We start from the raw sequence: 12,221 nt of genomic DNA on the forward strand, positions 1-12,221 counted from the left end.
GATCCGCTGCTTTCCGCGCCGCGGTCCGGCCTATCTGGCGCTTGCCAGCCCCTTGCGGAAATCGGAAGGGGTCATGCCGGCGAGCTTGCGGAAGGATTTGTTGAAGGCGCTGAGCGAGCCGAAGCCAGAGTCCATGGCGACGCGCAGCACATTGGCGTCCTGGTGCATCAGCAGCGCCTGCGCATAGCTCAGCCGCAACAGGTTGACATATTCGTTGAGCGTCATGCCGGTCGATTTCTTGAACAGGCTCATGGCGTATTTGGGGTGGATGTCGGCGGCCGCCGCTATGTTCACGCAATCGATGTCGTAGAGGAAATTCTCGGCGATGAAATCGCACATGCGCCCGACATTGCGCGACGATTGCTGGTCGAACGGGTTGCCCGCTTCCTGTCCGGCCGGGTTTTCCGGCACCAGCCTGTAAGGTTCGAACCGCACCCGCTCCAGCCGCAGCAGCAGCTCGTTGACGGCGTGCTCGGTCCTTGCCGCATCGCCCGAGCGGGCATAGCGGTTCCAGCGCGCAAAATTGTCGTTGTCGGATTGGTCGGTGGCGCTGGTCACCAGCGTTGCCCCGGTCATCAGCCGGTGGCGTATGTCGGCTGGCAGATGCAACCGGAAGAAATGCACCAGCGGCAGGTGCGCGCCGGCATAGATGGCGTCGTCGCTGAGATCGTCCATCTGATGCGGCAGGCCGCCCCAGAAAAAGCACATCTCCCCGGCCGAAAGCGAAATCTCATGCTCGTTCATGCGGTAGTGCACACTGCCGCGCACGATGAAATTCACCTCGACCTGGGCATGCCAATGTGGCTTGAGCATCACCAGCGGCGCGGTGTGAAACATCTGCAAGAGCAGCGGCAGCCCTTCCACGCTGCTGGCGCCTGGCTGGTAAAACGGCCGTTCCGGCATCTTACTTTCCGCCAATTCCGTATTCCCTTTGTCGGCGACAAGCCTTCCGCGCCGCCTAGTCTAGCCGGGCTCGCAGAGAGAGCAAATGAAATGGGAGGATTTCAATGCGCATCACACTGACATGCGCCGCGCTCGCGCTTGCCCTGGGCTCAGCCCCGGCCTTTGCGCAGTCCGGCGAAATCACCATCTGGAGCTGGAATGTCGCCGCTTCGTCGCTGAAGGCGACGGTTGCCGGCTTCAACAAGCTCCATCCCGACATCAAGGTCACGGTCCAGGATCTCGGCAATCAGCCGACCTACGACAAGTCGATCGCCGGCTGTGCCGCCGGTGGCGTCGGACTGCCCGACATCGTGACCATCGAGAACGGCGAGGCCGAGAATTACTGGAGCCAGTTCCCAGACTGCTTTGTCGACCTGCACACGCTGGGCTACAGCGCCGAGGACCAGAAGAAATTCCCCGATTTCAAACGCACCGAACTCGAGGTCGGCGACAAGGCCTATGCCATGCCGTGGGATTCCGGCCCGGTCGCCGCCTTCTATCGCCGCGACTTCTATGAGAAGGCCGGCGTCGATCCGGCATCGATCAAGACCTGGGACGATTTCATCGCCGCCGGCAAGAAGATCCAGGCCGCCAATCCGGGTGTCTCGATGACCAACGCCGATTTCAACGGCGACAGTGAATTCTTCCGCATGATCGCCAACGAACAGGGCTGCGCCTATTTCGCCGAGGACGGCCAGTCGATCACGGTCAACCAGCCCAAATGCGTCGACGCCATGACCAAGCTCAAGGAGATGAAGGACGCCGGCATCGTCACGTCCGCCGACTGGGGCACCAAGATCACCAACAACACCGCCGGAACCGTCGCCACCCAGGTCTATGGCGGCTGGTATGAAGGCACCATCCGCACCGAATCGGCGGGCGAAAACGGCAAATGGGGCGTCTATCTGATGCCGAGCCTGACCGCGGACGGCCCGCGCGCGGCCAATCTCGGCGGCTCCTCGCTCGCCATCACCTCGGCGTCGAAGAACAAGGAAGCGGCCTACGAATATTTGAAATACACGCTCGGCACCAATGAAGGCCAGATCACCATGCTGAAGGAGTTCGGCCTCGTCCCCTCGCTGGTCTCGGCGCTGAACGACCCCTATGTCAGCCAGGGCCTGCCCTACTGGGGCGGCCAGGCGGTGTGGAAGGATATTCTCGGCACCTTGCCCAAGGTGGTCCCGAGCCGCGGCACGCAGTTCCAGAGCGATGCCGAGATCATCGTCCGCGCGGTGCAGACCAAATATCTGGCCGGCGGCTATGCCGACGCCAAGGCGGCCCTCGACGATGCCGCCAGCCAGATCGCCGCGGCGACTGGACTACCGGTCAAGTAAAGCGCCGTCTTGCCTTCTCCCCTTGTGGGAGAAGGTGGCCGCGAAGCGGTGGGATGAGGGGTGTTCCAGCTCATCCGTCTCGGCGCTACGCGCCGATCCACCTTCTCCCACAAGGGGAGAAGGAGAAGCGAAAGGAGGAGAAAAGATGCGCAACCGCAATGCCACGGCCTATCGCTTTCTCACGCCCTATCTCCTGATCTTCGCCATCTTCTGGGTATGGCCGATCATCTCCTCGTTCATAATCTCCTTCCAGGCGACGCGCACCGTGCCCTGGCGCTTCGCGCCAGGCTTCAACTGGGGCCGGCTGATCGGCGATCCCGCCTTCTTCAACGCGCTGAAGAACACGCTGCTCATCCTGGTCATCCAGGTTCCGGTGATGATCGCGCTGGCCATGGTGATGGCGGTGCTGCTGAATTCGCCACTGCTCAAGGCGCGCGGCCTCTATCGCTTCGCCTTCTTCGCCCCGGTGGTGGTCGGCGAGGTCGCCTATTCCGCGGTGTTCCGGCTGATGTTCAGCCTCGATTTCGGCATCGTCAACAAGCTCCTGAACAGCATTGGCCTGCCCAAGATCGACTGGTTCTCGAATGTCACGCCGGCCATGGCGCTGATCATGATCGCGGTGACCTGGCGCTGGGCCGGTTACAACGCCATCATCCTGCTCGCCGGCATGCAATCCATCCCCGAGGATGTCTACGAGGCGGCGACGCTCGACCGGGTGAGCAAGCTCAAGCAGTTCTTCTACATCACGCTGCCGTTGCTGAAGCCGGTCATCGTCTTCTGCGCCGTGCTGTCGATCATCGGCACCATGCAATTGTTCACCGAGCCGTTCCTGATCACCGAACGCGGCGGGCCGGGCGGCGGCACCGAGACGCTCGGCCTGCTGCTTTACCGCCAGGGTTTCCGCTCGCTCAACTTCGGCTATGCCTCGGCCGTCGCCTACACCATGGCGGGGCTGGCGATCGCTATCACGCTGGTGCAACTGTGGCTGACGAGGGAACCGAAATGAGCTCGCTCGCATCGGCAAGACTGAAACGAAGCATCGCGTTGCATCTTTTTCTGACGCCGCTGGCGCTGATCTGGCTGTTTCCGCTGTGGATGATGGTGGTGTTCTCCACCATGCCCGACAACGGCATCTTCAGCCCCGGCATCGAGCTGTTGCCGCACGGCAATTTCATCGACAATTTCGACAATCTGCAGCGCGACACCGACTTCGTCGGCGCCATCGTCATCTCGGTCTGCGTGGCGGTGACCTACACCTTCCTGTCGGTGATGCTGACCTCGATGGCCGGCTGGGCGCTGGCGCGCTACCAGTTCGTCGGCAAAGGCGTGGTCGTCGCCATCATCCTCGGCACCATCACGCTGCCCTATGCGGTGGTGCTGATCCCGCAATTCATCATGGTGGCGCGCGACTTCAAGCTCGCCAACACCTGGGTGGCGCTGATCGTGCCGCCGCTGTTCAATTCGCTTGGCGTGCTGTTCATGCGCCAGAGTTTTTCGATGATGCCCGACGACCTGTTCGACGCCGCCCGCGTCGAGGGCGTCAAGGAGTGGCGCATCTTCGTCTTCATCGCCCTGCCGCTGGCGCGGCCGATGCTGGCCGCGCTCTGCATCATCCTGTTCCTCGCCTCCTGGAACAACTATCTGTGGCCGCTTTTGATCAACAGCCAGCCCGGTTCGATGACAGCACCCGTGGCGCTCGGTACGCTGATCGGCCTCACCAAGGTGTCGTGGGGCGGCATCATGGCGGGCGCGGTGATGCTGACCGTGCCGATGCTCATCGTTTTCGTGCTCCTGCAGCGTCATTTCATCGCCGGCATCGCCGCCGGCGCGGTCAAGTAAGAGGCAGCATGGCAAACGTCACGCTCACCAATGTCGCCAAGCGCTTCGGTGCCTTCGAAGTTGTCCACGGCGCCAACATCGACATCAGGGACGGGGAATTCGTCGTCTTCGTCGGCCCGTCAGGCTGCGGCAAGTCCACGCTACTGCGGATGATCGCCGGGCTCGAGGACATCAGCGGCGGCGAGATCGCCATCGGCGGCAAGGTGGTCAACGATGTCGAGCCGGCCGATCGCGGCATTGCCATGGTTTTCCAGTCCTACGCGCTCTATCCGCATATGAGCGTCGAACAGAACCTCTCCTTCGGACTGCGCATGACCGGCAATCCCAAGGCCGATACCGACCGGCGGGTGAAGCGGGCGGCCGAGATCCTGCGCATCAGCGAATTCATGGAGCGGCGGCCGAAAAAACTCTCCGGCGGCCAGCGCCAGCGTGTCGCCATCGGCCGCGCCATCGTGCGCGAGCCGCAAGTGTTCCTGTTCGACGAGCCGCTCTCCAATCTCGACGCCGAACTGCGCGTGCAGATGCGGGTCGAGATCTCGCGGCTGCACAAGGAACTCGGCACCACCATGATCTATGTCACGCACGACCAGACCGAGGCGATGACGCTCGCCGACCGGATCGTCGTGCTGCGCGCCGGGCATGTCGAGCAGATTGGCCGGCCGCTCGATCTCTATGACAATCCCGACAATATTTTCGTGGCCGGCTTTGTCGGTTCGCCGAAGATGAACTTCATCAAGGCCCACATTGTCGGGCGCGATGCAAAAGGGGTTCTGGTCGAGCTGGCGGGCGAGGAGAAAACCCGCATTGTGCAACCATTGGCAGGGCCCGCACCCGAAACCGGCAGCAAAGTCATCGTCGGCGTGCGGCCCGAGCATTTCGGCGGCGCCGGTGAAGGCGATGCCGATCTTACCGTCGCCATCGACGTCGTCGAGCATTTGGGCGGCACGAGCTTCCTTTATGCCAGGACGGCCCATGGCGAGGACGTGGTGATCCAGCGCGACGCGGCAAGGGTCCCCGAGACATCGGAGGTCACCGTTTCCATCCGCAAATCCTATTTGTTCGACGAAAAGGGGCTGCGGCTGCGCTGACCGGCCGCCCCTTTCCAAGCCCGCAAGGAGAATGACATGACTGTATCAACGCCCATTCGCTGGGGCATCCTCGGGCCGGGAGACATCGCCAGGGCCTTTGCCGGCGGCGTCGCCGGTTCGCGCACCGGGAAATTGGTCGCCATCGGAGCGCGCAATCCCGGCAAGCCGGGCCTTTCGGAAAAATTTCCCGGCGCCCGTATCATCGACGGCTACGACGCGCTGCTTGCCGATCCGGAGATCGACGCGGTCTACATTTCCATCCCTCATCCCGGCCACGCGCAATGGGCGATCAGGGCGGCGGAAGCCGGGAAGCATGTGCTGTGCGAAAAGCCGCTGGCGCTGACCGCCTTCGAGGCCGACGCCCTGATGCATGCCGCGCGCAAGGCCGGCACCTTTCTTGGCGAAGCCTTCATGTACCGGCTGCACCCGCAGACGTTGAAGCTGGTGGACCTGATCAAGTCCGGCGTCATCGGCGAGGTCAGGATGATCAAGTCGAGCTTCGGCTTCGCCATGCCCAATTTCATGCCGGAGCACCGGCTCTACGCCAATGACCTCGCCGGCGGCGGCATCCTCGATGTCGGCGGCTATCCCGTCTCGATGGTGCGGCTGATCGCGGGTGCCGCCGTCGGCGAGCCGTTCGCCGAACCGGACAAGGTGGCCGGCCTTGCTCATCTTGGCCAATCCGGCGTCGACGAATGGGCGTCCGCTGTCTTGCATTTTCCGGGTGGCATCGTCGCCGAGGTCTCCTGCAGCATCTCGCTCAACCAGGACAATGTCCTGCGTATCTTCGGCACGAAGGGGCGAATCGAGGTGCCGGACTTCTGGTTCGCCGGCGGCGACCGCAATGTCGGCCTCGGCCGGATCGATGTGATCGGCGCCGACGGCACACAAAAGACCATCAGCGTCAACGAAAAGCGCCATGTCTATTCCTTCGAGGTCGATGCCGCCGGCGATGCGATCCGCGCCGGGCGCCAGGAATTCGCCTGGCCGGGCATGGCCTGGTCCGACAGCCTCGGCACCTTGCGCGTGCTCGACAGATGGCGCGCCGCCGTGGGGCTGGAGTATGAGATCGAGAAGGCTTCCGAGCGCACCAGTACCATCTCAGGCCGGCCGTTGCGCTCTGACGGCACCGCGATCGGCAAGCGCGCCATTCCCGGCCTGGCAAAACCGGCATCGGTGGTGGCGCTGGGCTTCGAGGATTTCCGCACCTTTTCCTCCGGGTCGATCCTGCTCGACGCCTTCTTCGAGGCCGGCGGCAACCTGTTCGACACCGGCTATGTCTATGGCGGTGGCTACACCGAGATGCTCCTCGGCCAGTGGCTGAGGAACCGTGGCGTGCGCGAGCAGTCGGTTGTTATCGCCAAGGGCGCGCATACGCCGCTCTGCTATCCCGACGTTATCGCCAAGCAGCTAGCCCAGTCGCTCGACCGCCTGCAGACCGACCACGTCGATATCTATTTCATGCATCGCGACAATCCGGACGTGCCGGTCGGAGAGTTCGTCGACGCCATGGATCGTGAGGTGAAGGCCGGCCGCATCCGCGGACCGTTCGGCGGCTCGAACTGGACGATGCAGCGCATGGACGAGGCGATTGCCTATGCCGAGCGCACCGGCAAGCAGAAGCCCGGCGCGCTTTCCAACAATTTCTCGCTGGCCGAAATGCTGGAGCCGATCTGGGCCGGCTGCATCACCTCCTCCACCGACGACTGGAAGGCCTGGCTGACATCCAGGCAGATGCCGAACTTCGCCTGGTCGAGCCAGGGACGGGGCTTCTTCACCGACCGCGCCGGGCGCGACAGGCTGGACAGTGAGGAACTGGTGCGGGTCTGGTACTCCGAGCGCAATTTCGGTCGCCGTGACCGCGCTATCGAACTCGCCGCCAGGCTGCGCAAGAGCCCGATCCACATCGCGCTGGCCTATGTGCTCAACCAGCCCTTCCCATCGGTGCCGTTGATCGGGCCGCGCACGCTGGGCGAACTGGATGACAGTCTGCGGGCGCTCGATATCGCGCTTTCGCCAGCCGAACTCGAATGGCTGGACGGCGGCACTCTGCACGCGGCCTGATGGAACAAGGCTCGAAGCGGCGTCAGGTCTCGTCGTCCGACACCTTGGCGCCGCCCCTGGCCGGCGTTCGCAAGCTGGCATACATGCCGGTGGTGCGGAATTGGCTAGGCGTCGTGCCGTAGAGGCGGCGAAAGACCTTGGAAAAATAATTCGCATCCTCGAAGCCGCACAGGATGGCGACTTCCTTCACCGGCAGGAAGTCCGCTTTCGTCAAAAGCTTTGCCGCCCGTTGCAGCCGTTGCTGCAGCACGAACTCGGCGGGCGGCAAGCCTTCGCTCTCGGCGAAGCAGCGCGAGAAATGGGCCCGGCTCAGCCCGCTGATCTGGACGAGGTCCGCCACTGGCAGGGCTTTGTCGAGATTGGCGTTGATGTGATCGATGACCGGCTGCATGGCGCTCTGTTTTTCGGCAAAGGCGTGCGAGCCGAACACATCGTCATAGAGCGCCATGGCGGCTTCATAGGCGATCGCCGACGCGGCTCCCGGCGAAACGGCTCCCTTGATGAGGCGAAGGCTGCAATCGGCGAGATGATCGATCGTCGCCGGCTGCAGCCGAAAGACCGGTCCCGACACGTCGAGGATCGATTTGTGGACGCGCAACGCCTCCTCGCCGTTCATCGAGATCCAGAAATATTCCCAGCGCTCGTCCCTGGCCAGCCAATAGCGGTGGTTGTGCGGCACCAGCACCAGCAGCGTGTCGTTCTTCTGCAGGCGGTAATCGCGGTTCTCGTAGCGCAGCCGGCCGGTGCCGCTGATCGTATGTTGGAGCACGGTGAACGGCGTCTGGCCGCGCTTTCGCCCGTCCCAGTCATAGGTCACGTCCTCGCGCAGCTCATAGCCCGTGCTCGTCGGCATGGCATGCAGGCGCTGGCGACCGCGCGGCAGCGAGATCGTCCGCATCGACTGTCCGTTGGCGATCAAATCACGCAGCACAAAATTACCCCTAAAAGCATAATCCTTCTCTGGCCGCGCCCGCGAATAAGCGCATAATCCCGCCTCGAAGAACGCGAATACCCGCGATCGAGGAGCGGGCGGGAGGAAGGAAAGCCGGATTCCGGCTTGAATGGCTTGCACGCCAAGGCGTGTGGCCGTTTTCCTCCCTTGCTGCTCCTTGCCTAGCATTCGATTGGATCGAGGTGAAGGTGATGAGTTTCAAAATCGCTATTATCGGCGCCGGCAGCGTCGGTTTCACCAAGAAGCTGTTCACCGACATTCTCTGCGTGCCCGAATTCAAGGACATTGAATTCGCGCTGACCGACGTCAGCGAGCACAATCTGGGAATGATCAAGGCGATCCTCGACAGGATCGTCGAGGCGAACGGATTGCCGACCAGGGTGACCGCGACGACCGACCGCCGCAAGGCGCTCGAAGGCGCGCGCTATATCATCAGCTGCGTGCGGGTCGGCGGCCTCGAAGCCTATGCCGATGACATCCGCATTCCCCTGAAATACGGCATCGACCAATGCGTCGGCGACACGATCTGCGCCGGCGGCATCCTCTACGGCCAGCGCAACATTCCGGTGATCCTCGACTTCTGCAAGGATATTCGCGAGGTCGCCGACACCAACGCCAAATTCCTCAACTATGCCAACCCGATGGCGATGAACACCTGGGCGGCGATCGAATACGGCAAGGTCGACACGGTCGGCCTCTGCCATGGCGTCCAGCACGGCGCCGAGCAGATCGCCGCGGTGCTGGGCGCGAAATCCCCGCGGGAACTCGACTATGTCTGCTCCGGCATCAATCACCAGACCTGGTTCATCGATTTGCGGCTCAACGGCCGCAAGATCGACAAGGATGAACTGATTGCCGCATTCGAGGCGCATCCGGTCTATTCCCGGCAGGAAAAGTTGCGCATCGATGTGCTCAAGCGTTTCGGCGTCTATTCGACCGAAAGCAACGGCCATCTCTCCGAATATCTGCCCTGGTACCGCAAGCGTCCCGACGAGATCACGCGCTGGATCGACATGTCGGACTGGATCCATGGCGAGACCGGCGGCTACCTCCGCTATTCCACGGAAACCCGCAACTGGTTCGAGACGGAATATCCGCAATTCCTCGAAGCGGCCTCGAAGCCGATCGATCCGCAAAAGCGCTCCAACGAGCATGCCAGCCACATATTGGAGGCGCTGGAGACCAACCGCGTCTATCGCGGCCACTTCAATGTGAAGAACGACGGCGTGATCACCAACCTGCCGCGCGACGCCATCATCGAGTCGCCCGGCTTCGTCGACCGCTTCGGCATCAACATGGCCGCCGGCATCACGTTGCCGGAAGCCTGTGCCGCCACCTGCATGGCCTCGATCAACGTCCAGCGCATGTCGGTCCATGCCGCCATATCCGGCGACATCGATCTTCTGAAGCTTGCCGTGCTGCATGACCCCCTGGTCGGCGCCGTGTCGACGCCCGAGGAGGTCTGGCAGATGGTCGACGAAATGGTCGTCGCCCAGGCGCAATGGCTGCCGCAATACGCCCATGCGGTTCCGGCGGCCAAGGAGCGGCTGTCGAAATCCGCGGTCAAGACCCGCGAATGGGCGGGTGCGGCGCGGCGAAGCGTGCGCTCGATCGAGGAATTGCGCGCCGAAAAGGCCGCGCTGAAACAGGCCGTCTGAAACCGGGGCGGCGGGCGGATCCAGGGAGGCGGGTCCACCGCGGTCAGCCGTCCCGTGCAATTCCAGGAGAAATGTGAAGGCCCTCCGGAATTGCGCCGAGGCATGGGCAAGACGAGCAGCAGCAGACGTCTGAACACGAGGGAGGAGACCATGATGAACCTACGCAGCATTGGCATTGCCGCTGGACTGGCGCTGAGCGTCTCCGTTCCGGCACTCAACGCTCTCGCTTCAGAGCCGACCGTCCCGCCGGTGCCGGCGACGTTTCCAGCCGAAGGTAAGATCAAATACGTGGCGCGCGACTCCATCGTGGAGTTCAAGGCGCTGCCCGAGTATCACGAGCCGGATTGGGTGACGGAAAAATACGTCAAGCCCGGCAAGCTACCGCCGGTGAAGGACCGGCTGCCGAAGGAGCCGCTGGTCTTCAAGACCGCCAACATGCCGGACGGCGTCGGCGTCTATGGCGATACGATGCGCCATGTCATCGGTGGCCGGCCGGAAGGCTGGAACTACGGTGCGGGCCAGACGCAGGGGTGGGGCGGCATCGATATCGCCCTTTCCGAATGCCTGACGCGTACCGCGCCGCTGTTCCAGGTCGAGGCCAAGGACACCGAGCCGTTGCCGAACCTTGCCAAGAGCTGGGACTGGTCGGCGGACGGCCACAAGCTGACCATGCACCTGATCGAAGGCGCCAAATGGTCGGACGGCGTGGCCTTCAACGCCGACGACGTCATGTTCTACTGGGACGATGAGGTTGTCGATCCCAACGTCTCGCCGCTCAACGGCGCAACGCCGGAAACCTTCGGCGTCGGCACGACGCTGAAGAAGATCGACGACTACACCGTCGAGTGGACCTTCAAGGACGCCTTCCCGAAACAGTACCTCTACGCGATGGCCTACGGCACCTTCTGCCCCGGTCCCGCGCACATCTTGAAGCCGCGGCATCCGAAATATTCGAAGAACACCTACGAGCAGTTCAAGAACGCCTTCCCGCCGGAATATATGAACATGCCGGTCATGGGCGCCTGGGTGCCGGTCGAATACCGGCCGGACGACATCATCGTCATGCGCCGCAATCCCTATTATTGGAAGGTCGACGAGAAGGGCAATCAGCTGCCCTACCTCAACGAAGTCCAATACAAGCTGTCGACCTGGGCCGACCGCGATGTCCAGGCGGTGGCTGGCTCGGGCGACTTCTCCAATCTCGAGCAGCCGGAAAACTTCGTCGCCTCGCTGAAGCGCGCCGCGGAGGCGAACGCTCCGGCGCGCCTTGCCTTCGGCCCGCGCCTCATCGGCTACAATCTGCGCATGAATTTCTCGGCCAATGGCTGGGGCAATCCGGACGAGCGCGGCCAGGCGATCCGCGAGTTGAACCGCAACGAGGATTTCCGCAAAGGCGTCACCATGGCGCTCGATCGCAAGGCGCTGGGCGATGCGCTGGTCAAGGGACCGTTCACGGCCATCTATCCCGGCGGCTTCTCCTCCGGCACCAGCTTCTACGACCGCAACTCGACCGTTTACTATCCCTTCGACCTCGAGGGCGCCAAGGCTGAACTCGCCAAGGCTGGCCTCAAGGACACCGACGGCGACGGTTTCGTGAACTTCCCGGCCGGCACCGCCGGCGGCAAGAACGTCGAGATCGTGATGCTGGTCAACAACGACTACACCACCGACAAGAGCCTCGCCGAAGGGGTTGTCGCCCAGATGGAAAAACTCGGGCTGCGGGTCGTCATCAACGGGGTCAACGGCACCCAGCGAGACTCTACCCAGTATGCCGGCCGCTTCGACTGGCTGATCCGGCGCAACGAGACCGAACTGACCTCCGTCGTGCAGAACACCGAGCAGCTTGCTCCGGTCGGCCCGAAGACCAGTTGGAACCATCGGGCGCCGGAAAGCGGCCAGGTCGACCTGATGCCTTTCGAGAAGGACCTCGTCGATATCGTCAACAAGTTCGTCACCTCCGACGATAATGATCAGCGCGCTGCCTTGATGAAGCGGTTCCAGAAGATCTCGACGGAGCACGTCTACAATGTCGGCCTGACGGAATATCCCGGCGCCTTGATCGTCAACAAGCGCTTCTCCAACATCCCGCAGGGCACGCCGATCTTTATGTTCAACTGGGCCGAGGATTCGATCATCCGGGAAAGGGTCTTCGTCGCGGCGGACAAGCAGGCGAAATATGAATTGTTCCCACAAGAGCTTCCCGGCAAGCCTGGAGACAAGGGTCCGATGTAGTTCAAGGGCCCAATGCAAGTTTACCTCCCCTGACTGAGAGACCCGGCCGCGCCGCTGGCGGGCCCGGGGCAAACCAACCCACCGAGCGCACCCAAGGGAGCGCCCGGCGAGA

9 protein-coding genes are annotated in these 12,221 nt (G+C 62.8%); 7 read left to right on the top strand and 2 right to left on the bottom strand.

What is annotated here, in order from left to right; genetic code table 11:
* Positions 1-30 precede the first annotated feature (30 nt).
* Positions 31-903: a helix-turn-helix domain-containing protein gene (locus LB569_RS02175; RefSeq protein WP_140706029.1), complete on the bottom strand. Its 873-nt coding sequence runs from the start codon at positions 901-903 to the stop codon at positions 31-33.
* Between the two features lie 104 nt (positions 904-1,007).
* Between LB569_RS02175 and LB569_RS02180 the strand changes: the two genes are divergently transcribed.
* From LB569_RS02180 to LB569_RS02200, 5 genes are all read left to right on the top strand, one after another.
* On the top strand, positions 1,008-2,276 hold the full coding sequence (locus LB569_RS02180) for an extracellular solute-binding protein (RefSeq protein ID WP_224690874.1): 1,269 nt from the start codon (positions 1,008-1,010) through the stop codon (positions 2,274-2,276).
* Between the two features lie 145 nt (positions 2,277-2,421).
* Positions 2,422-3,282, top strand: coding sequence for a carbohydrate ABC transporter permease (locus LB569_RS02185; RefSeq protein ID WP_224690875.1), 861 nt, complete (start codon positions 2,422-2,424; stop codon positions 3,280-3,282).
* Positions 3,279-4,115 (top strand): carbohydrate ABC transporter permease, encoded by an 837-nt coding sequence (locus tag LB569_RS02190; RefSeq protein ID WP_224690876.1) that lies wholly within the window; start codon positions 3,279-3,281, stop codon positions 4,113-4,115. Before LB569_RS02185 ends, LB569_RS02190 begins: the two co-directional genes overlap by 4 nt.
* An 8-nt stretch (positions 4,116-4,123) precedes the next feature.
* Positions 4,124-5,203, top strand: coding sequence for an ABC transporter ATP-binding protein (locus LB569_RS02195; protein WP_224690877.1), 1,080 nt, complete (start codon positions 4,124-4,126; stop codon positions 5,201-5,203).
* 36 nt (positions 5,204-5,239) lie between these two features.
* Complete coding sequence (locus LB569_RS02200) at positions 5,240-7,267, top strand: aldo/keto reductase (RefSeq protein WP_224690878.1); 2,028 nt, start codon at positions 5,240-5,242, stop codon at positions 7,265-7,267.
* Between the two features lie 22 nt (positions 7,268-7,289).
* Here LB569_RS02200 and LB569_RS02205 read toward each other — a convergent pair whose 3' ends face one another.
* Positions 7,290-8,198 (bottom strand): AraC family transcriptional regulator, encoded by a 909-nt coding sequence (locus LB569_RS02205; protein WP_224535972.1) that lies wholly within the window; start codon positions 8,196-8,198, stop codon positions 7,290-7,292.
* 212 nt (positions 8,199-8,410) lie between these two features.
* Here LB569_RS02205 and LB569_RS02210 point away from each other — a divergent pair, with 212 nt between their 5' ends.
* Both LB569_RS02210 and LB569_RS02215 read left to right on the top strand, forming a co-directional pair.
* The gene (locus LB569_RS02210; RefSeq protein WP_224690879.1) at positions 8,411-9,877 is read left to right on the top strand and encodes an alpha-glucosidase/alpha-galactosidase; all 1,467 of its coding nucleotides are present in this window, start codon (positions 8,411-8,413) and stop codon (positions 9,875-9,877) included.
* 150 nt (positions 9,878-10,027) lie between these two features.
* Positions 10,028-12,109 (top strand): ABC transporter substrate-binding protein, encoded by a 2,082-nt coding sequence (locus LB569_RS02215; protein ID WP_224690880.1) that lies wholly within the window; start codon positions 10,028-10,030, stop codon positions 12,107-12,109.
* Positions 12,110-12,221: the final 112 nt, after the last annotated feature.

Origin of the sequence: Mesorhizobium sp. BH1-1-4, assembly GCF_020165665.1 — a bacterium.
Lineage (GTDB): Bacteria > Pseudomonadota > Alphaproteobacteria > Rhizobiales > Rhizobiaceae > Mesorhizobium.